At 64.7% G+C, this 19,480-nt stretch carries 18 protein-coding genes; 7 read left to right on the forward strand and 11 right to left on the reverse strand.

The window, feature by feature from the left end; all coding sequences use genetic code 11:
• The first annotated feature begins 114 nt into the window (after positions 1-114).
• On the forward strand, positions 115-1,278 hold the full coding sequence (locus QA649_RS18695; RefSeq protein ID WP_283025471.1) for a slipin family protein: 1,164 nt from the start codon (positions 115-117) through the stop codon (positions 1,276-1,278).
• Positions 1,279-1,442: 164 nt separating this feature from the next.
• Positions 1,443-2,189 (forward strand): signal peptidase I, encoded by a 747-nt coding sequence (gene lepB / locus QA649_RS18700; protein ID WP_283025472.1) that lies wholly within the window; start codon positions 1,443-1,445, stop codon positions 2,187-2,189.
• 212 nt (positions 2,190-2,401) lie between these two features.
• On the opposite strand, the gene groL is transcribed toward lepB, so the two are convergent.
• A complete protein-coding gene (groL, locus tag QA649_RS18705) occupies positions 2,402-4,042 on the reverse strand; it encodes a chaperonin GroEL (RefSeq protein ID WP_027560140.1) in 1,641 nt (546 codons plus the stop codon).
• 48 nt (positions 4,043-4,090) lie between these two features.
• Positions 4,091-4,405, reverse strand: coding sequence for a co-chaperone GroES (locus tag QA649_RS18710; RefSeq protein ID WP_014494241.1), 315 nt, complete (start codon positions 4,403-4,405; stop codon positions 4,091-4,093).
• 401 nt (positions 4,406-4,806) lie between these two features.
• Here QA649_RS18710 and QA649_RS18715 point away from each other — a divergent pair, with 401 nt between their 5' ends.
• Positions 4,807-5,094, forward strand: coding sequence for an usg protein (locus QA649_RS18715; protein WP_018648592.1), 288 nt, complete (start codon positions 4,807-4,809; stop codon positions 5,092-5,094).
• Between the two features lie 174 nt (positions 5,095-5,268).
• Here the strand turns inward: QA649_RS18715 and QA649_RS18720 are convergent, their stop codons facing one another.
• The gene (locus tag QA649_RS18720) at positions 5,269-7,395 is read right to left on the reverse strand and encodes a tetratricopeptide repeat protein (protein WP_283025473.1); all 2,127 of its coding nucleotides are present in this window, start codon (positions 7,393-7,395) and stop codon (positions 5,269-5,271) included.
• Positions 7,396-7,613: 218 nt separating this feature from the next.
• On the opposite strand from QA649_RS18720, the gene QA649_RS18725 reads away from it, so the two are divergent.
• Positions 7,614-8,141, forward strand: coding sequence for a cupin domain-containing protein (locus QA649_RS18725; RefSeq protein ID WP_283025474.1), 528 nt, complete (start codon positions 7,614-7,616; stop codon positions 8,139-8,141).
• A gap of 177 nt (positions 8,142-8,318) precedes the next feature.
• Here the strand turns inward: QA649_RS18725 and QA649_RS18730 are convergent, their stop codons facing one another.
• Positions 8,319-9,569 (reverse strand): nucleoside transporter C-terminal domain-containing protein, encoded by a 1,251-nt coding sequence (locus QA649_RS18730; RefSeq protein WP_283025475.1) that lies wholly within the window; start codon positions 9,567-9,569, stop codon positions 8,319-8,321.
• Between the two features lie 160 nt (positions 9,570-9,729).
• On the opposite strand from QA649_RS18730, the gene QA649_RS18735 reads away from it, so the two are divergent.
• On the forward strand, positions 9,730-10,968 hold the full coding sequence (locus tag QA649_RS18735; RefSeq protein ID WP_283025476.1) for an MFS transporter: 1,239 nt from the start codon (positions 9,730-9,732) through the stop codon (positions 10,966-10,968).
• Positions 10,969-11,179: 211 nt separating this feature from the next.
• Here the strand turns inward: QA649_RS18735 and QA649_RS18740 are convergent, their stop codons facing one another.
• The 7 genes from QA649_RS18740 to QA649_RS18770 form a co-directional block, all read right to left on the reverse strand.
• Positions 11,180-11,938 carry an SDR family oxidoreductase gene (locus QA649_RS18740; protein WP_283025477.1) on the reverse strand — a complete coding sequence of 253 codons (759 nt, stop codon included), beginning with the start codon at positions 11,936-11,938 and terminating at the stop codon, positions 11,180-11,182.
• A 26-nt stretch (positions 11,939-11,964) separates the two neighbouring features.
• On the reverse strand, positions 11,965-12,723 hold the full coding sequence (locus QA649_RS18745) for a proteasome-type protease (RefSeq protein WP_057740901.1): 759 nt from the start codon (positions 12,721-12,723) through the stop codon (positions 11,965-11,967).
• Between the two features lie 145 nt (positions 12,724-12,868).
• Positions 12,869-13,276 carry a carboxymuconolactone decarboxylase family protein gene (locus QA649_RS18750; protein ID WP_283025478.1) on the reverse strand — a complete coding sequence of 136 codons (408 nt, stop codon included), beginning with the start codon at positions 13,274-13,276 and terminating at the stop codon, positions 12,869-12,871.
• 53 nt (positions 13,277-13,329) lie between these two features.
• A complete protein-coding gene (locus QA649_RS18755; RefSeq protein ID WP_283025479.1) occupies positions 13,330-14,469 on the reverse strand; it encodes an acyl-CoA dehydrogenase family protein in 1,140 nt (379 codons plus the stop codon).
• A 160-nt stretch (positions 14,470-14,629) separates the two neighbouring features.
• Positions 14,630-15,478, reverse strand: coding sequence for a transglutaminase family protein (locus QA649_RS18760; protein ID WP_283025480.1), 849 nt, complete (start codon positions 15,476-15,478; stop codon positions 14,630-14,632).
• Between the two features lie 108 nt (positions 15,479-15,586).
• A complete protein-coding gene (locus tag QA649_RS18765; protein WP_036015356.1) occupies positions 15,587-16,531 on the reverse strand; it encodes an alpha-E domain-containing protein in 945 nt (314 codons plus the stop codon).
• Between the two features lie 4 nt (positions 16,532-16,535).
• Positions 16,536-17,954 carry a circularly permuted type 2 ATP-grasp protein gene (locus QA649_RS18770; protein ID WP_283025481.1) on the reverse strand — a complete coding sequence of 473 codons (1,419 nt, stop codon included), beginning with the start codon at positions 17,952-17,954 and terminating at the stop codon, positions 16,536-16,538.
• A gap of 221 nt (positions 17,955-18,175) precedes the next feature.
• On the opposite strand from QA649_RS18770, the gene QA649_RS18775 reads away from it, so the two are divergent.
• Positions 18,176-18,913, forward strand: a complete 738-nt coding sequence (locus QA649_RS18775; RefSeq protein WP_283025482.1) for a molybdopterin-binding protein — start codon at positions 18,176-18,178, stop codon at positions 18,911-18,913.
• A 37-nt stretch (positions 18,914-18,950) separates the two neighbouring features.
• Positions 18,951-19,478: a xanthine phosphoribosyltransferase gene (gene gpt, locus QA649_RS18780; protein ID WP_283025483.1), complete on the forward strand. Its 528-nt coding sequence runs from the start codon at positions 18,951-18,953 to the stop codon at positions 19,476-19,478.
• Positions 19,479-19,480: the final 2 nt, after the last annotated feature.

Below are 19,480 nucleotides of genomic sequence, written 5' to 3' on the forward strand. Positions count from 1 at the left end.
AGCTCAAGCCCCGGTCCGCCGATGTCATGGGAAGCGTCGTCCGTGTCCTCAAATCCTTTGCTAACGAAACCTGTCGTCCGGCATCCGGCCGGGCGCAAATGATGGAGGCGTGCCATGACGTCTGAGAAGACTTGGCATTTGCTGATGCTGAACGTGACGGTGAAGGATGGCGAGCGTGCGTTGCTGACGCGCAACGGGCAGCTCGTGCGCGTGCTCGCGCCCGGCAAGCACCGGCTGTTCGATCCCCTGCACGAGTTGAAGGCCGAGGTGCTCGACGTGGTCCGCAGCGAATTTTCCGCGGAGCGCTACGCGGTGCTGAAGGCCGCGCGGCCCGATCTGGCCGCCGAGCTGTTCGAGGCGGTCGAGACCAGGGCGGACGAGATCGCCATCGTCAGCCTCGACGGCCGGCCCGTGCATCTGATGACGCCCTGGCAAGTGCGCGTCTACTGGAAGATCGCAACGCGCATCGATGTCGAGCGCATCGATGTGTCCGCCGATCCCAAGGTCAGCGCGCGGCATCTGGCCATGATCGAGCGCAACCGCTCGGCCGTGACGTCGGAGACGGTGGTCGAGAACCACGAGGCGGGCCTGCTCTATGTCGAGGGCCGGCTCACCGAGCGGCTCGCGCCCGGCCGGCACGCCTTCTGGACCGTCGGCCGCAAGATCGAGGTGAAGCGCCTCGACCTGCGGCCCCAGGCGGTCGAGATCACCGCGCAGGAGATGCTGACCAAGGATCGCATCGCGCTGCGGGTGACGCTGACGGCGTTCCGTAAGGTGGTCGATCCCGAGCGGACGGTCGCGACCGTGCCCGACGTGGATGCGTGGCTGTACCGCCTGGTGCAGTTCGCGATCCGCGAAGCGGTCGCGGGCCGGACGCTGGACGAGGTGCTGTCTGCGAAGGCGGCGCTGGATGCGGAGCTGCGCGACTATGTGCGCGCACGCGTCGCGGAGTCTGGCGTGGAGGTGACCGAGCTCGGCGTCAAGGACGTGATCCTGCCCGGCGAGATCCGGGAGCTGGTGAACAAGGTGGTGGAGGCGGAGCGGGTCGCGAAGGCGAACCTGATCCGCCGGCAGGAGGAGACCGCGGCGACGCGTTCGCTCCTCAACACCGCCCGCCTGATGGAGGAGAACCCCCTGCTGCTGCGGCTCAAGGAGCTGGAGTCGCTGGAGCGGCTGGTCGAGAAGGTCGGCCGCATCGACCTCCATGCCGGCGACGGCCAGGGCCTCGATGCCCTCTTGACCCGGCTCGTGCGCCTGAAGGCGCCCGAGAGCGCTTGAAACAGAAGGGCCGCCCACGGGCGGCCCTTCACATCTAATGTTGTCGTTGCCCTGCGGTGAACGCGATCCGCGCAACGCGCGACCAATTGGAGTTCGCTGGGGATTGCCCGCGCGCGCAGGTTGCGTAATCTCGGCACGACTATGGTCTTGATCAGGGAAGGCGCATGACTGTGCTTCAGGAAACGATCCGCCCCGCGGCGCGATCCAGCGACTGGAAGGCGATCGTCGTCCTGATCCTGCTGATCCCGGTGCTGTGGTCGCCGCCGTTCCTGGTTCGCTTCTTCCTCTACCAGCCGTTCAACATCCCGTCCGGCTCGATGACGCCGACCCTGGTCGTCGGCGACTACGTGTTCGCCGCCAAATATGCCTACGGTTATGGCCGCTATTCCTTTCCCTTCGCGCCGTCCTGGGTCTCGGGCCGCTTCCTTGCCGCCGACCCCGAATACGGCGACATCGTCGTGTTTCGCACGCCGAAGGACATCTCGGTCGATTACGTCAAGCGCGTGGTTGGCCTGCCCGGCGACCGCGTGCAGATGCGGGGAGGGCAGCTCTTCCTCAACGACAAGCCGGTGACGCGCGTAGCGCTGAAGGAGGTGTTCGCCGGTGCCGCCTGCGGAGGCGATGATGATGCGAGGGCCAAGCGCTGGCGCGAGACGCTGCCGAACGGCGCGAGCTATGTGACCTACGATTGCGTCGACAATGGCTTCCTCGACAGCACCAGCGTCTACGCCGTGCCGCCAGGTCATTTCTTCGTGCTCGGCGACAACCGCGACAACTCCACCGACAGCCGCATGATGTCGGCGTTCGGCTTCGTGCCGATGGACAACCTCGTCGGCAAGGTGACGCGGATCTTCTGGTCGCTCGACGAAAACGGCGATCCGCACATGGAGCGGCTTGGGAAGGTGGAGTGAGGGGGGCGTCATTCCGGGGCACCTCTCGGGCACCTTCGTAGCCCGGATGGAGCGCAGCGAAATCCGGGAAGACTGCCTGCGATGGACGCACTGTCCCGGATTGCGCTGCGCTCCATCCGGGCTACGAGGCCACTGCTTCTGCATTCCCCCAGACAAAAACCCCGGCATCGCTGCCGGGGTTTCGCATTTCGTAGATTGCCTGAAAGGCTGGATCAGAAGTCCATGCCGCCCATGCCGCCGCCCGGAGGCATCGCGGGACCGGCGCCGCCCTTCTTGGGCAGCTCGGCGACCATGGCTTCCGTGGTGATCAGGAGCGCGGCAACCGAGGCAGCGTTCTGGATCGCGGTACGGACCACCTTGGTCGGGTCGATGATGCCCTTCTTGACGAGGTCGGCATATTCGCCGGTCTGGGAGTCGAAGCCGTAATTGTAGGCCTTGTTCTCCAGGATCTTGCCGACGATCACCGAACCGTCTTCACCGGCGTTGATCGCGATCTGGCGAGCGGGAGCCGACAGCGCCTTGCGCACGATCTCGACGCCGGTCTTCTGGTCGTCGTTCTTGGTGCGCAGGCCCTTGAGCTGCTCGGAAGCACGGAGCAGGGCGACGCCGCCGCCCGGGACGATGCCTTCCTCGACAGCCGCGCGGGTCGCATGCATCGCGTCATCAACGCGATCCTTGCGCTCCTTCACCTCGACCTCGGTCGCGCCGCCGACGCGGATCACCGCGACGCCGCCTGCGAGCTTGGCGAGACGCTCCTGAAGCTTCTCACGGTCGTAGTCCGAGGTGGTCTCCTCGATCTGCGCCTTGATCTGGGCCACGCGCGCCTCGATGTCGGCCTTCTTGCCGGCGCCGTTGACGATCGTGGTGTTCTCCTTGTCGATCATCACCTTCTTGGCGCGACCGAGCATGTTGAGCGTGACGTTCTCGAGCTTGATGCCGAGATCTTCCGAGATCGCCTGGCCGCCGGTCAGGATCGCGATGTCCTGCAGCATGGCCTTGCGGCGATCGCCGAAGCCCGGAGCCTTGACGGCCGCGACCTTCAGGCCGCCGCGCAGGCGGTTCACGACCAGGGTCGCGAGGGCTTCGCCTTCGACGTCCTCGGCGACGATGACCAGCGGCTTGCCGGTCTGCACCACGGCCTCGAGCAGCGGCAGCAGCTCGTTCAGCGAGGAGAGCTTCTTCTCGTTGATGAGGATGTAGGCGTCGTCCATCTCAACGCGCATCTTGTCGGCGTTGGTGACGAAGTAGGGCGAGATGTAGCCGCGGTCGAACTGCATGCCCTCGACAACGTCGAGTTCGGTCTCGAGCGACTTGGCTTCCTCGACGGTGATGACACCCTCGTTGCCGACCTTCTTCATGGCGTCGGAGAGGAACTTGCCGATCTCCTGGTCGCCGTTGGCCGAGATGGTGCCGACCTGGGCGATCTCCTCGTTCGAGGTGACCTTCTTGGAGTTCTTCTGCAGGTCCGCAACGACGGCTTCGACCGCAAGATCGATGCCGCGCTTGAGGTCCATCGGGTTCATGCCGGCGGCGACCGACTTGGCGCCTTCCTTCACGATCGCCTGGGCGAGCACGGTGGCGGTGGTGGTGCCGTCGCCGGCCGCGTCAGCGGACTTGGAGGCGACTTCGCGCACCATCTGGGCGCCCATGTTCTCGAACTTGTCGTCGAGCTCGATCTCCTTGGCGACGGTGACGCCGTCCTTGGTGATGCGGGGAGCGCCGAACGACTTGTCGAGCACGACGTTGCGGCCCTTCGGACCGAGCGTGACCTTCACCGCGTTGGCGAGAACGTCGACGCCGCGCAGCATCTTGTCGCGCGCTTCAACCGAGAATTTGACTTCTTTGGCTGCCATCTGGAATTTTCCTTGGATAATGTTTGATGGGAGGGAGAGAGGGGGCTGTTAGGCCGCCTTCTTCTTGGAAGCGGGGACGTCGAGGACGCCCATGATGTCGCTTTCCTTCATGATCAAGAGATCGACGCCGTCGATCTTGACCTCGGTGCCGGACCACTTGCCGAACAGCACGCGGTCGCCGACCTTCAGGTCGATCGGGATCAGCTTGCCGGCTTCGTCGCGGCCACCGGGGCCAACGGCGACGACTTCACCCTGGGAGGGCTTTTCCTTGGCAGTGTCGGGAATGATGATGCCGCCAGCGGTCTTCTCTTCTGCGTCGATGCGCTTGACCACGACGCGGTCGTGAAGCGGACGGAATTTCATGCAGTCCTCCTAAGTAGTTGCACGATATGGGAATTTTTTGGCGTTAGCAGTCTGTGCCCGCGAGTGCTAGCACAGGCGAGGCTGAAATAGGACAGGAATTTTGCGGGGGCAAGGGCTTCTAGCAGAAAAATCGGCACCTGGAAGCGCGGACTGCCAGAATCTCTTTTCCATCGTTAACCAGCCTTGGAGGCCTCTTCGAGGCTCCGTGGGAGGCCGTATTAGCACGGGGTCGTATCTGCTGCTAACGCATTGAATTTCAACAGCTTGTTAAACTTTTGGGCTTGAGATGGGTTGTCAGTTTGCGTCACATTTCTCTCATGTGAGCGCATCTCCACCGGGTGGCTCGTAAGCAGCGTACCGGAAAGCCGCCCCCTGAATGCGCTCCTGCAAAGGAGGTTGGCATGGGACTGCGGGTTGGGGGCGTTTCCGAAGACTTCCGGAAACAGATGCTGGGCTACGGGCTGACGACGGCACAAATTCTCTACCGGATGCCGGATCATCCCTCGCTGCTCCAGACCTATGTCTGGCAGAACTACGACATGTTTCCGAAATTTCCGGCGCTGACCGACTTCCTGGCCTTCTGGCAGGAAAAGCTCGACGGTCCGCTGTTCTCGGTGACCGTCGCGCATTCCAAGCTGATCAAGCCCGCCGAGTTGCGCGCCGTCGACGGCGTGTTCCGGCTGCATTGATTTAAGGCGCGGTCTCGTAGGGTGGGCAAAGGCGCGCGCCTGCGCGCCGTGCCCACCATCTCTCCACGATCGCACCCGGCATGGTGGGCACGCTTCGCTTTGCCCATCCTACGATATCTCGGCTGGAGCTGCGTCGGGCGAACGCGCTATCTCCGTGGTTGCCCGAGGCAGAGATCAGGCGCCGCTGCTGCAATAGCGCTTCCACATCGCGCGATAGGCCTCGTCCACCGCTTGCGCGTAGGCGACCGGGTTGCAGGCGGCCGCAGCCCGGACTTGTCCGGGCAGTTCGCTGCGCAACTTGTCGAGATCGCCGATCTCAGCCGCACGGCTCACCGCGATGTCGACATAGGCCTCCTCGCTATCCGTCACCCAGTCCGGCAGGCCGAGCGCGGTGAGAATGGAGCCGGCGGCACGGCTGGGCAGACTGTTCCCGAGCTTCGCCACCACGGGCACGCCCATCTGCAAGGCTTCCAACGTGCTGACACCGCCATTCTGCGGGAACGGGTCGAGGGCGATATCGACGCGATTGAACGCTGCCAGATGATCGACCCGCAAGGTGGTGCCGAGCAGTTCGACGCGTTCGGCCGGAACGCCGCAAGCTGCAAGCCGTGCCAGCAGATTGTCGCGGACCAGTTGATCGTCCAGCGCAACATCCTTGATCAGCAGCCGGGATCCCGGCACCCGCTCGAGAATCCTTGACCAGGCCTGCGCGGCCTGGTCCGAAATCTTGCTGATGCGATTGAAGACACCGAATGTGATGAAGCCGTTCGAGATCGCCGGCGTTGACGTCCTCGCAAGCTCCATTGGCAGCGGCTCCAGTGTCACGAAGCACGGCAGGTCGACGACGGTTTCCGCAAACAGATGCCGGACCGGGGCAGGAATCGCGACCGGGTCCGAGAACAGATAATCGATCGTCGGCAGCCCGGTGCCGGTGCCATGCCCCCAGCCATGGGCCTGGATCGGCGCCGGCTTGCGCGCAAACACGCTGAGGCGGTTTCCTTTGGTGTGGCCGGACAGGTCGATCAGGATATCGACGCCATCGGCGCGGATCTGATCGGCGAGGCGATCGTCGCTCCATTGCGAGGCGTCGCGCCAGCGATCGGCGATCTTTTGAAATTCGGCGGTCGCCGGATCCACTTTCGACGAACAAGAGTAGCACACGACCTCGAACTGTGCCCGGTCGTGGTATTGCAGGACCGGCTTGAATATGAACGCGGCCGAATGCGCGTTGAAGTCCGACGAGACGTAGCCGAGCACCAGAGGGCGATCCGGATCGCGGCTGTTGTCGTACGGTCCCGCCACTTCTGAAGCGAACGTCGTGCCGATCCGCTCCCACCAGAGCTGCCGCGCTTGCTGATGCTGCTCAACGCTGGCATCCGCCACGAAATCGAGCGTGAATATCTTGTTGGAGATCGCGCCCGGGAAGTTAGGCTCGATCTCGAGCGCTCTGTCGTAACTGGCCAAAGCTTCGTCGACCCGCCCAAGTGTGGAGAGACAAACGCCCTGGACCAGGTGAGCTTGAGCGGCATCGGGATCGAGCGCGATGGCTTTCTCGCTATCGTGCAATGCTTCGGCGATTTGCTGGGTCTGCAGCCAGACATTGGCGCGCCCGAGCCACCCGTTCATCTCGTCGGGCGCCAGGGCGATCGCCTGATTGCAATCCGCCATGGCGTCGTCAAATCGCAGAAGCTCCTGCAATGCGATGGCGCGGTTCGCCAGGGCCGAGGCATAGTCGGGCTTGATCGACAGCGCGCGGTTCAGGCTTGCGATGGCCTCGTCATAATTGCGCAGACGGCAGAGCACCCAACCCCGGCCGTTGTGGGCTTCGGCAAGATTTGCGTCGATTGCGAGCGCCTTGTCGTAGCACTCGAGCGCTTGCTGAAGATCGACGGTCACGCTCGCGTTGCCGAGATTGGACAGGGCTAAGGCGTAGTTGGGGCGCAAGGCGAGGGCCCTTCGATAGCTCTCGCGGGCCTCATCGTGACGTCGTAGCTTGTTCAGCGCGATGCCTCGGCTCATGTGAGCGTCGGCAGATTTCGGATCTACGGCAACCGCCCGGCTCAGCAGGATTTCGGCTTCCTGATAGTTCTTGGCGTCAGACTCCAAACTGCCGAGCATATGCAGCGCAATGAACTGATTGGGCTCGAGCTGCAGGACCTGGCGATAGCCATTCCGGGCCTCGGGGAGAAGCCCTTGCTTGTGCAACTGGAGGGCAAGCCCGAGCAATGGCAGTACTTCGGCCTGCTGCCGCTTCCGAAGCCGGGCATTGTGGAATGCACGCTGACCTACGCTGTTGCTCATGAATCAATCCCCCAGAATCTCCGGGCGAGACTAAATCGGCGCGGGAGCGAATACGAGACGACGGCCGTTCGCCACGACAGCTTCGGACAAGCTACGAGCGACCGGGGCATGTCGTTCACTGATCCAGGTCCCGCAATTGCTGCCCGGTCCAGGACTGGCTAATCTGCCTTCGGGTTGCGCCCGTCCGGCGGGCGCGGCTCAGATCAGGGAGGCAGACAATGGCCAGGCAAAAGGCATCAAGACCCGCATCGAAGACCGCCGTGAAGAAGCGGAGTGGCACCAAGGCCGCGGCGCGGTCCTCGGCACGCAAGGCGGTCAAGGCAAAGGCGCGCACGGTGGCACCGAAGAAGCCGGCACGTCGGAGGCAGCGCATCGCGATCAGCCATCACCGCGAAGAGGACTTCAAGGCCGACGGCCTGCGCGCCTACGCAAAATACCGCGACCTCGGCATCGCCGATGCGACCCATGGCCTGGCGCAGGCGCATGTGATCCGGCTGCAAGGCCCCTGCGATCCGGCGGAGGTCTCGAAGCTGCATTTCCACGACGTCGAATTCCAGATGGTCTACGTGCTCAAGGGCTGGGTGAAGACCTACATGGACGGGCAGGGCGAGACCTTGATGAAGCAGGGCAGCGCCTGGACCCAGCCGCCGAAGATCAAACACATGATCCTGGATTATTCGGACGACGTCGAGCTGCTGGAGGTGATCCTGCCGGCGGAATTCAAGACGGTGGAGTTGAAGGCGTAGCTCTCTCCGTCGTCATTGCGAGCGCAGCGAAGCAATCCAGACTGTCTCCGCGGACAGATTCTGGATTGCTTCGCTTCGCTCGCAATGGCAGCTCGTAGCCCGGATGGAGCGCCGGGGCCGCTGTATCCGGCGGTGACGCTGTCCCGGATTGCGCTACGCTCCATCCGGGCTACGACGTCACGCCAACACCCCCACTACCGCTCCAATCAAGCACGTTGTCAGCGTCCCCGACACGATCGACTTCAGCCCGAGCGCGTTGATCTCCGCGCGCCGCTCCGGCGCCATCACCCCCAGGCCGCCGATCATGATGCCGAGGCTGGCGAAGTTTGCGAAGCCGCACATCGCGTAAAGCATGATCAGGCGCGAGCGCGGATCGAGCGTATCGGGCGGCAGCTTCGAGAAGTCGACATAGGCGATCAGCTCGTTGAGCACGGTCTTGGTGCCCATCAGGCTGCCGGCCGTCACCGCCTGGTCCCACGGCAATCCCATCAGCCAGCACACCGGCGCCATCACCAGGCCCAGCAGACGCTGCAGCGAGATCGCGGCGCCGCCGATGTTTGGCAACAGGCCGAGGATGGCGTTGACGAGATAGACCAGCGCCACCAGCACCAAGAGCATGGCGACGATGTTGAGCAGCAGCTCGAGCCCTGCGCTCGTGCCTTTCACGATCGCGTCCATCGTGCTGGCGACGTCCATTTCCGGATCCTCCAGCGCGCCGCCGGTGCGCTTGTCCGAGGTCTCGGGCACCATGATCAGGCTGACGAGGATCGCGGCCGGCGCGCCCAGCACGGATGCGATCACGAAATGCGCGGCCGAGTCGGGGATGAGCGGCGCCAGCAGCGTCGCATAGAGCACCAGCACGGTGCCGGCGATGCCGGCCATGCCGCCGGTCATGACCAGAAACAATTCGCTGCGGGTCATCTGCGTCAGATAGGGCCGCACGAACAGCGGCGCCTCGACCATGCCGAGGAAGATGTTGGCGGCGGTCGAGAGCCCGACCGCGCCGCCGACGCCGAGGGTGCGCTCCAGCAGCCAGGCCATGCCGCGCACGATCGGCGGCAGCACGCGCCAATAGAACAGCAGCGTGGTCAGCACGCTCATGACCAGCACGATCGGCAGCGCCTGGAACGCCAGGATGAAGTCGGCGCCGGGCACCTTCAGGTCGAAGGGCAGGGCGCCGCCGCCGACATAGCCGAACACGAAGGCGGAGCCTGCGCGCGAGGCCGCCGAGATCGCGCCGACCGCGTCGTTGATGGTGCCGAAGGCATGGGCGACGACCGGCAGTTTCAGCAGCACGACCGCGGTGACGAAGGTCGCGGCGAGGCCGATCGCCGCCTGGCGCAGCGAGACCGCGCGGCGATTCTCTGCGAGCGCGAAGGCGATCAGCAGCAATGCGAAAATGCCGAGTGCCGATTGCAGGCGAAGCATGATGTCCCCAAAACCCCCAATGATTATGGCCGCGCGTGCGTTGCAAAGGCAATGCCGACCGGCCCCGGAAGTGTCCCGTTGTTGACAAGCGGACCCGTCTCAGCCACGCGGGAAGCCCATCAGATCAGGGGGCGGACAGTCCGAGGTGACCGAAGAGGCGATGCCAGAGCAGCCAATATCCCGAAATCCGCCGGTCAGCGCCGGCGCGCTCCTCGCCCACCGCGCCTTCCTGTTCTTCCTGCTCTCGCGTAGCCTGTCACGCTTTTCGAGCCAGATCGCGGCGGTCGCGATCGGCTGGCAGATCTACGATCTCACCGGCTCGGCCTTCGACCTCGGCATGGTCGGGCTCGTGCAGTTCCTGCCCACGGCGCTCCTGGTGTTCGTCGCCGGCCACGCCGCCGACCGTTTCGAGCGCAAGCGCGTGGTCCAGCTCTGCCAGCTCGTGGAAGCCGCGACCGCGCTCTATCTCGCAACCATCACCTATCTCGGCGCGGTCAGCGAGGTGCAGATCTTCATCGCGACGTTCGTGCTCGGCATTGCCGGCGCCTTCGAGAGCCCGACGACCGCGGCGCTGCTGCCGCTGATCGCGCCGCAGGGTTCGCTCCAGCGCGCCACCGAGGTCGCGAGCGGTGCGGGCCAGGTCGCGACCATCACGGGTCCCGCGCTCGGCGGTTTCGCCTACGCGATCGCGCCGCATCTCGCCTACGCCGTGATGCTGCTGTTCTGGATTCTTGGGATGATCCTGACCGGCTTCATCCGGCCGCGGCCGCAGGCCGTCGCCAAGGACATGGACGAGGCGGACAACATCTTTGCCGGGGTCCGTTTCATCCGCAGCAATCCCGCGATTCTCGGTACCATCTCGCTCGATCTGTTCGCGGTGCTGTTCGGCGGCGTCACCGCGCTCCTGCCGATCTATGCCCGCGACATCCTCCAGACCGGCCCGGTGGGCCTCGGCGTGCTTCGCGCGGCGCCTGCGGTCGGCGCGCTCCTGATGACCATGGTGCTGGCGCGCCACGCCATCTCGCATCATGTGGGCCTGCGCATGTTTCAGGCCGTGATCGTGTTCGGCATCGCCACGATCGTGTTCGCGCTGTCCCCCTGGATGTGGCTGTCGGTGCTGTCGCTCGCGATCCTCGGCGCGGCCGACACGATCAGCGTCGTGATCCGCTTCTCGCTGGTGCAGCTGTCGACGCCCGACGAGATGCGCGGCCGGGTCGGCGCGGTGAATTTCCTCTTCATCAACGCCTCGAACCAGCTCGGCCAGTTCGAGAGCGGGCTGACGGCCGCCCTGTTCGGCACCATGCCCGCCGCCGTGCTCGGCGGCGTCTGCACGGTCGCAGTGGCGCTGCTCTGGATGAAGCTGTTTCCGAGCCTGCGGCAGGTGGAGAGCCTGGAGTAGGGGCCCTCCGCTCCCTCCTCGTCATTGCGAGGAGCCCTTGCGACGAAGCAATCCAGAATCCCACCGCTGAGGCAGCCTGGATTGCTTCGCTGCGCTCGCAATGACGATTGTGGAGGCAGCTTGGGGATTTAGTCGATGTCACCCTGCTTGGCGAAGTCAGGCCACAACCCCATGCCGCCTACTGTGCATGGGGTTGTTTTCGCAGTTTTGTTCAGCCGCGTCCGACGAACGGCATCTTGGTGGCCATCACCGTCATGGTCAGCACGTTGGCGTCGAGCGGCAGGCCGGCCATGTAGGCGACGGCATCGCCGACAGCCTTGGCGTCCATGCGGGGCTCGTGCTTGGTGGTGCCGTCGGGCTGCAGCACGCCGGGGCCGTTGACCATGCGATCGGTCATCGGGGTTGCGGCATTGCCGATGTCGACCTGGCCGACCGCGATGTCATACATGCGGCCATCGAGGTTGCTGGCCTTGGTGAGGCCGGTGATGGCGTGCTTGGTCGAGGTGTAGGCCGCCGAGAACGGCCGCGGCGCGTGCGCCGAGATCGAGCCGTTGTTGATGATGCGGCCGCCGCGCGGGCTCTGGTCCTTCATGATGCGGAAGGCGTGCTGGGTGCACAGGAACGGGCCGGTGAGGTTGGTGTTCACCACCGCCTGCCACTGCTCGAGGCTGAGGTCCTCGAAGTTCACCGCCGGCGCGCCCATGCCGGCATTGTTGAACAGCACGTCGAGGCGGCCATAGGTCGCCTTCACCTTGTCGAACAGCGCGGCAATCGAGTCCGGCTTGGTCATGTCGGCGGTGACGCACAGGCTTTTGCCCGCGGGGCCGAGCTTTGCGGTCTCCTCGAGCATGTCGAGCCGGCGGCCGGTGAGCACCACGGTGAAGCCGGCGTTCATCAGCGCCAGCGACGCCGCGCGCCCGACACCGGTGCCGGCGCCCGTCACCACTGCGATCTTTTTCGCTTCACTCATCGTTTCCTGCCTTTTCTCTTGAGCTGTCAGGTTTTGGGTTCTTTTTCGTTCTTGTAGGGCGGGCGCGGGATGTTCTGGTGCGCGGCGCGCAAGGCCGCCGACCAGCGCGAGCGCAGATCGTGGAAATAGGGCTCGCCCGCCTCGATGCGGTGGTTGAGATCGGCCTCGCAGGCGTCCGTGCGCACCACCAGCACGTCGATCGGCAGGCCGACGCCGAGATTGGACCGCATGGTCGAGTCCATCGAGATCAGGCCGGTCTTCAGCGCCTCGTAGAGCTCGACGTCGTAATGCATGGCGCGGTCGAGCACCGGCTTGCCGTATTTGTGCTCGCCGATCTGAAGGTACGGCGTATCGGTGGTGCACTCGATGAAATTGCCGGCGGTGTAGACCATGAACAGGCGCATGCGTGCGCCCTTGATCTGGCCGCCGAACAGGAAGGAAACGTCGAAGGAGACGTCCTCGGACTTCAGCGCCGGGCCTTCGGTCGCATGCACCGCCCGGATCGCCCGGCCGATGCGCTGGGCGGCCTGGAACATGGTGGGCGCGTTCATCAGCGTCTCGATCTCGCCCGTGTTGGGGTCCTCGAGGCCTTCGGTCAGCGTCGAGAGCACCGACTGGCTGATGGCGAGGTTTCCGGCGCTGGCGATCGCCATGATGCGGTCGCCGGGCTTGGAGAAGATATGCAGCTTGCGGAAGGTCGAGACGTTGTCGAGGCCGGCATTGGTGCGGGTATCGGCGATCATCACCAGACCGTCCCGAACCAGGATTCCGCAGCAATAGGTCATTTCCAGTCCCCGAACGCGTTTGCGCGGAATTACTAGCGAATTTCGCCGGCCGCTCCAACCCCCGAATCCCGCGGGGGGAGGCTGTCATTCCGGGGCGCGCACCCCGGAATGACGGGAGGAAACGGCTTGGTTCTCCGCGCCGACCTCAATCCGCGCTATCGACCAGAAATGCCTCATCGACGGGGACGCCGAGCGCGGTGACCAGCCGGTTCGTTTCCGCCGCCATGCCGACGATGGCGAGCAACTCGCCATATTCGGCGGCGCTCATGCCCTTGGCCCGGGCGGCAGCGGTGTGGGAGTGGATGCAATAGCTACAGCCATGCGCGATCGAGACCGCGACATAGAGCATTTCCTTGACCTTGGGATCGAGCGCGCCCGGAGCCATCACCTCCTTGATGCTCTCCCAGGTCCGCCGCAGCGTCTTCGGATCATGCGCCAGCGCGCGCCAGAAATTGTTGACGAAATCCGACTGCCGCACCTTGCGGATGTCGTCGAAAACGGCGCGCGCCTCGGTGGAGAGTTCATCGTCCGAAAGCAGTTTTACAGTCGCCATGCGGGCCTCGCGGGATCAGGTCTGATCCCGCGAGTGTAGCACGGCTCATGCGGTCAGGCGGCAGGCTCGGCCGAACGGCGCAAGGCGAGCTTGCCGACGTCGACATATTGCCTCTGCTGCGCGTGAGCGTGCTGCGCGCCGACGTGAAGGTCGCGCAGGCGCCGCTGCAGCGGCGAGCTGTCGTAGACCGCGCTGCTTCCGGCCAGCGCAAAGGACGCATCTGCGATGCCGACGCAGGTCGTCGCGAGCCAGACCGCGGATCTGGCCCCCTCGATCATGAGGTCTTCGTCATTCAACGTGCCGGCCTGCGCGCGGCGCCAGTGGCCGGCAACCTGGACCTCGTGAAACGCCTGCGCAGCCCTGAGGTCGGCGCAAATCCGGCCGAGGCAGAACTGGAAGGTCTCGGACTCCCGCATCGGTACGGCCGCATACAATTGCTGCCGCCCGGTATGGGCCAGCGCGAGCAGGTCATCGACCGCGCCCTCGGCGAGGCCGACCGAGAATGCACCGTGAAACAATGGCAGCCATTGCCGGAGCGCCTGGTAGAGCGGACCCGACATGCGAGGCGGAGCTTCGAGGTCGAAGACATGCACCTCCGGAACCAGCCTCTCCCGCAGCGTGATGTGATGGCTGCCGGTGCCCTCGAGCCCCGCCGCATACCAAGTGTCCTCGATCTCCCAGTCGTGCGCCGGCAGCACAACGACGCGAATCTGCGGCTTGCCCTGCGGCCCGGCGACCGGTTTGCCATTCTCGGTAACGATGCAGAACCCGCCGATCCATTGGGCATGCGTGCAAGAGCTGGCGAACGGCCAGCGGCCCTTGACGCGGTAGCCGTCCGCCACACGCTCTGCCGTTCCGCCCGGTTGGGATGAGCCGCAGATCGCCACGTCCGGTCCGTCCTGATAGATTCGCTGATACAGGTCGGGATGAGACGCGGCGGCGAACAGGCTGCCGACTGCGCCGACGATCGAGATCCAGCCGACCGAGCCGTCGAGACGGGTCAGTGCCTTGATGACCTCGAGGCCATCGGGAAAATCGAGCTCCAGCCCGCCATGGCTCCGCGGAACGAACATCCGGAAGACCCCGATCGACCTCAGCCGCTCCACCAGGTCGGGCGGGATGCGGCGCGCAGCTTCGATCTCGGCGGCGCGGGCCGTGATCTCGGGTGCCAATTCCCGGATGCCCACAAGCATGGCTTTCTGGGGATCGCGCAGTGCGAAATGATCGCTGAGTCTTTCTTGAAGCCGCATCTGTCTCAACCTCTGTTGCGGGAACGGATCGCAACAAGAATTGGACGGACCGTGCTACGGCGCGGTTTCAGCGCGGCGGTCGTCGGTTACGGCTGTAACGCTGCTAGCTCTGCCGCTGGGACTGCGACTGCGATTGCCCGCCGCGGCCGGCCTGCTCGACCTTGACCGCGACCGTCAGCGTCTCCGCGCCGCCGCCATAGCGGGTGCCGCGCACGGGGGCGGCGCCGAGATAATCGAGCCCGATCGCGACGCGGACATGGGCGTCCGTGGTGCAGATGCAGTTGGCGGGATCGAAGCCGACCCAGCCGAGATCGGGCACATACGCCTCCGCCCAGGCGTGGCCGGCATCCTGGTGCACCGTGCCGTCGGAGCGCAGGAAATGGCCGGAGACGAAGCGCGCGGGCACGCCGCCGGTGCGGGCGCAGGCGATGAAGATGTGTGCGTAGTCCTGGCAGACGCCGCGCTTGAGCGTAAACGCCTCGGCCGCCGAGGTGCCGCTGTTGGTCGGGTCCTCGTCGAAGGTCATGTGATCGCTGATCTCGCTCATCAGCGCGTGCAGGAAGCCGAGCGTGTCGCTCTCGGCCTCGCTGCGCAGCTGCCGCGCGACCGCCGCCATCGCCGGGTTGACCGTGGTGAGATCGGTAGGACGCAAGAACATCCCGGCCGGAAAGCGCTCGTCGGCGCCGCGCAGCACGCCACCGGTGTCGTGGGTCTCGATCAGCCCTTCGGCGGTGATCTTGATGTCGCCGACGGGTCCGCAGGACAGCACATGGGTGACGTTGCCGAAGGCGTCCTCATGGGTGTCGAGCTTGGTGTCCGTGGAGACGTCGATCTGCCACTCCGCCACATATTGCCCGTCATGGCTGCACGGCGTCATGCGCAGGATCTGGATCACGCTGGTGGCCGCCGGCTCGTAGCGATAGGTCGTGGTGTGCTGGATTCGCAGGCGCATGATGGACCGTTGTTCTGGCGTCATTCCGGGGCGGTGCGCAGCACCGAACCCGAAAATCTCGAGATTCCGGGTCTGGTCCTTCGGACCATCCCGGAATGACGGCGTGTATCAGATCAAATACTGCTTCGTGATGATTTCGCCCAGCCTGGAATTGTCCGCGATGAATTCCTGAATGAATTCATGCACGCCATGCTGGAAAATGTCGTTCATATTGCTGTGTTCCAGCCGGTTGCGGATGCCGCGGGCGTGGCGCTGGGCCGGGCCCTGGCGGCCATAGGCGACGCCGATCTGGTCGAGGTTGCGCACGAGGTTGCCGTAGCAGCTGGCCAGCGAACGCGGCAGCGTGTCGTTGAGGATCAGGAGATCCGCGATCAGCCACGGCTTGAGCGTCTCGCGATAGACCCAGTGATAGGCCGTCAGCGCCGAGACCGAGCGCAGGATCGAGCTCCACTGATAGAAGTCGAGCGGGCCGCCGACATGCTCTTCCTCGGGCAACAGCACATGGTACTTCACGTCGAGGATGCGGGCGGTGTTGTCGGCGCGCTCGAGGTGCACGCCCATGCGCGAGAACCAGTAGGCATCGTTGCGCAGCATGGTCCGGTACGCCGAGCCGTCGAAGCGCAGCGAGGTCTCCTGCACGAAGCGCAGGAATTTCGCGAGATCCTCGCGCGTCGAGGTGCCCTTGCTCCAGACCGCCTGGAGCTCGATCCAGGCCGAGTTGATGGTGTCCCACATCTCGCTGGTCAGCGCGGTGCGCACCGAGCGCGAGTTCAGCCGCGCCGCCTCGATGCAGTTCCGGATCGAGGACGGGTTGTTCTGTGAGAACGACAGATATTCGACGACGTTGTGCTCGTTGGCTTCCTCATAAGCCTGATAGAAGCTCGCGGCGACGCCGGCGGTGAGAAGCGCCGAGTCCCATTCATTGGTCTTGCCGATATAGGCGGCGGGAAGCGCGGTGACGCGCAGCGTCGCATCGATGGTGCGCGCGAGATATTCGGCCCGTTCGACGTAGCGGGCGAGCCAGTAGAGGTTTTCGGCGGTACGCGACAGCATCTGACTACTCGTCCAAAATCCAGGTGTCTTTGGTGCCGCCGCCCTGGCTCGAATTGACCACCAGGGAGCCTTCCTTCAGTGCGACGCGGGTGAGCCCGCCCGGCACGATCGTCGTGCTCTTGCTGCCGGTGAGCACGAAGGGGCGAAGGTCGACATGGCGCGGGGCAAGGCCACTTGCCGTGCAAGTCGGACAGGTCGAGAGCGCCAGCGTCGGCTGGGCGATAAAACCTTCCGGCTCGCGCTTGAGCTTCTCGCGGAAGGCTTCGATGGTCGCTTTCGTTGCGGCGGGGCCGATCAGCATGCCGTAGCCGCCGGAGCCGTGCACTTCCTTGACGACGAGCTCGCCGAGGTTATCCAGCACATAGGCGAGGTCCTTCGGCTCGCGGCAGCGCCAGGTCGGCACGTTCTTCAGGATCGGCTCTTCGCCGAGATAGAATTTCACGATGTCGGGCATGTAGGAGTAGATCGCCTTGTCATCGGCGATGCCGGTGCCGACGGCGTTGGCGAGCGTGATGTTGCCGGCCGCATAGGCCGACATCAGCCCGGGCACGCCGAGCGCCGAGTCGGGACGGAAGGTGAGGGGATCGAGGAAATCGTCGTCGACGCGGCGATAGATCACGTCGACCCGTTTCACCCCTTCCGTCGTGCGCATGAACACTTCGTTGTTCTTGACGATGAGGTCGCGGCCCTCGACCAGCTCGATACCGAGCTTGTCGGCGAGGAAGGAGTGCTCGTAATAGGCCGAGTTGTAGACGCCCGGTGTGAGCAGCGCGACCGTCGGCTCGCCCGATGCGCCATGCGGCGCGACCGAGCGGAGTGCGGCGAGCAGCTCGTCCGGATAGCGTTCGACAGGCGCCACCTTGTGGCGGGCGAACAGGTCCGGAAACAGCCGCATCATGATCTCGCGGTTTTCCAGCATGTAGGACACGCCCGAGGGCGTGCGCGCGTTGTCCTCCAGCACGATGAAGTCCTCGGCGTCGACCCGGACGATGTCGATGCCGGCGATGTGCACGTAGACGTCGTGCGGCACCTGCTGGCCGTTCATCTCGGGGCGGAAGACCGGGTTCTGGAAGATCAGATCGTCGGGCACGATTTCGGCGCGGAGGATGTCGCGGCCGTGATAGATGTCGCGCAGGAACATGTTGAGCGCGCGCACGCGCTGCTTCAGGCCCTTCTCCAGCAGTGCCCATTCCTTGCCGGACATGATCCTGGGGATCACGTCGAACGGGATCAGGCGCTCGGTGGACTCGGAATCGCCGTAGACTGCAAAGGTGATGCCGATCCGCCGAAACAGGAGCTCGGCTTCCTGGCGGCGATATTCGAGCGCCTCGGGAGGCGTCTCCTTGAGCCAGCGTGCCAGCTCCTGATAGGCGGGGCGAAGGTCCCCGCCGGGAATATTCATTTCATCAAACGCGACTGCCATAGATCCCGACTGTTCTCCGTGGCCATGCGTCAACAGTGCATGACTTTCATGTGGTAGCAAGGGCTGGGCCAGCGCGATAAGCATGGACTGGCAGGATTTACCGGGGATGGCAGGCAGCTTGCCTGAAAAAATGGCTGAGGACTGCTTATTTCGGCAGCAAAACCGCGTGACTTCAACGCGTTACCTCGGCAAAGTCGGCGCATAGGTGAGGGACTTAAGGCATGAGCGAGATCGTCACGGCGGGCATTCTGGTCATTGGGGACGAAATCCTGTCCGGCCGGACCAAGGACAAGAATATCGGCTTCATCGCCGAGTACCTGACCAATATCGGCATTGACCTCAAGGAAGTCCGGGTCGTTTCCGACGACGAGCCCGACATCATCGCCGCGCTGGATGCACTGCGGCATCGCTACACCTACGTCTTCACCACCGGCGGCATCGGGCCGACCCATGACGACATCACCGCCGACAGCGTCGCCAAGGCCTTTGGCGTCGGCATCGACCATCATCCCGAGGTGGTCGCCCGCTTCCGCGAGCGCTGGAGCGAGCAGGATCTCAACGAGGCCCGCCTGCGCATGGCCCGCATCCCCGACGGCGCCGAGCTGATCCAGAGCGCGACCATCCTCGCGCCCGGCTTCAAGATCGGCAATGTCATCGTGATGGCGGGTGTGCCCTCGATCATGCAGGCGATGATGGACATCGTCTCGCCCAAGCTGAAATCGGGCGTGCGCATGCTGTCCGAATCGGTTCGTGCCAATGCGCGGGAGGGCGACATCGGCAGCCCGCTGCGGGCCATTGCCGCCGCCCATCCCGACACCATCATCGGCAGCTATCCCTTCATGGACGAAGAGCAGAAGCCAAACACCAATCTGGTGGTCCGATCGCGCGATGCAGATAAGCTCGCGGCAGCGATGGCGGCGGTGAAGGACATGCTGGCGGGATTGAACATCACCCGCTAGCACCATGCTGCCGGCGGACGAATGGTAGGAGACGATGATGGCGGGTGAAGCACCGGAACTGAATGCGCAGGAGAAGGCCGGCAAGGCGTTCCCGGTGTCCTGGGACCAGTTCCACCGGGATTGCCGGGCGTTGACCTGGCGGCTCAACGAGGTCGGCCCATTCCATGCCGTGATCGCGATCACCCGCGGCGGGCTGGTGCCGGCCGCGATCGTGGCGCGCGAGCTCGGCGTGCGCGTGATCGATACGGTCTGCATCGCCAGCTACGACCACAACAAGCAGGGTGAGCTTCAGGTGCTCAAGGGCATTTCCGAGGCTGCCATGAAGCTCGGCGGCGGCACCGGCAAGGGCCTCTTGATCGTCGACGACCTCGTCGACACCGGCAAGACCGGCAGGCTGGTCCGCGAGATGCTGCCCGATGCGCATTTCGCCACCGTCTACGCCAAGCCGATGGGCCGCCCGTTGGTCGACACCTTCATCACGGAGGTGTCGCAGGACACCTGGATCTTCTTCCCCTGGGACACCGCGTTGTCCTACCACCCGCCGCTGCGCGACGGCGCGGCGTGACC

It is taken from the genome of Bradyrhizobium sp. CB1717 (assembly GCF_029714325.1).
Taxonomy (GTDB): Bacteria; Pseudomonadota; Alphaproteobacteria; order Rhizobiales; family Xanthobacteraceae; genus Bradyrhizobium.

Coding starts and splice junctions, on each gene's coding strand:
- QA649_RS18775 (WP_283025482.1), top strand. CDS start 18,176: ATGAGCGAGATCGTCACGGCGGGCATTCTGGTCATTGGGGACGAAATC.
- QA649_RS18770 (WP_283025481.1), bottom strand. CDS start 17,954: ATGGCAGTCGCGTTTGATGAAATGAATATTCCCGGCGGGGACCTTCGC.
- QA649_RS18765 (WP_036015356.1), bottom strand. CDS start 16,531: ATGCTGTCGCGTACCGCCGAAAACCTCTACTGGCTCGCCCGCTACGTC.
- QA649_RS18735 (WP_283025476.1), top strand. CDS start 9,730: ATGCCAGAGCAGCCAATATCCCGAAATCCGCCGGTCAGCGCCGGCGCG.
- QA649_RS18710 (WP_014494241.1), bottom strand. CDS start 4,405: ATGAAATTCCGTCCGCTTCACGACCGCGTCGTGGTCAAGCGCATCGAC.
- QA649_RS18755 (WP_283025479.1), bottom strand. CDS start 14,469: ATGCTTGTGGGCATCCGGGAATTGGCACCCGAGATCACGGCCCGCGCC.
- QA649_RS18740 (WP_283025477.1), bottom strand. CDS start 11,938: ATGAGTGAAGCGAAAAAGATCGCAGTGGTGACGGGCGCCGGCACCGGT.
- QA649_RS18760 (WP_283025480.1), bottom strand. CDS start 15,478: ATGCGCCTGCGAATCCAGCACACCACGACCTATCGCTACGAGCCGGCG.
- QA649_RS18715 (WP_018648592.1), top strand. CDS start 4,807: ATGGGACTGCGGGTTGGGGGCGTTTCCGAAGACTTCCGGAAACAGATG.
- QA649_RS18720 (WP_283025473.1), bottom strand. CDS start 7,395: ATGAGCAACAGCGTAGGTCAGCGTGCATTCCACAATGCCCGGCTTCGG.
- QA649_RS18730 (WP_283025475.1), bottom strand. CDS start 9,569: ATGCTTCGCCTGCAATCGGCACTCGGCATTTTCGCATTGCTGCTGATC.
- QA649_RS18695 (WP_283025471.1), top strand. CDS start 115: ATGACGTCTGAGAAGACTTGGCATTTGCTGATGCTGAACGTGACGGTG.
- QA649_RS18725 (WP_283025474.1), top strand. CDS start 7,614: ATGGCCAGGCAAAAGGCATCAAGACCCGCATCGAAGACCGCCGTGAAG.
- gpt (WP_283025483.1), top strand. CDS start 18,951: ATGGCGGGTGAAGCACCGGAACTGAATGCGCAGGAGAAGGCCGGCAAG.
- lepB (WP_283025472.1), top strand. CDS start 1,443: ATGACTGTGCTTCAGGAAACGATCCGCCCCGCGGCGCGATCCAGCGAC.
- groL (WP_027560140.1), bottom strand. CDS start 4,042: ATGGCAGCCAAAGAAGTCAAATTCTCGGTTGAAGCGCGCGACAAGATG.
- QA649_RS18745 (WP_057740901.1), bottom strand. CDS start 12,723: ATGACCTATTGCTGCGGAATCCTGGTTCGGGACGGTCTGGTGATGATC.
- QA649_RS18750 (WP_283025478.1), bottom strand. CDS start 13,276: ATGGCGACTGTAAAACTGCTTTCGGACGATGAACTCTCCACCGAGGCG.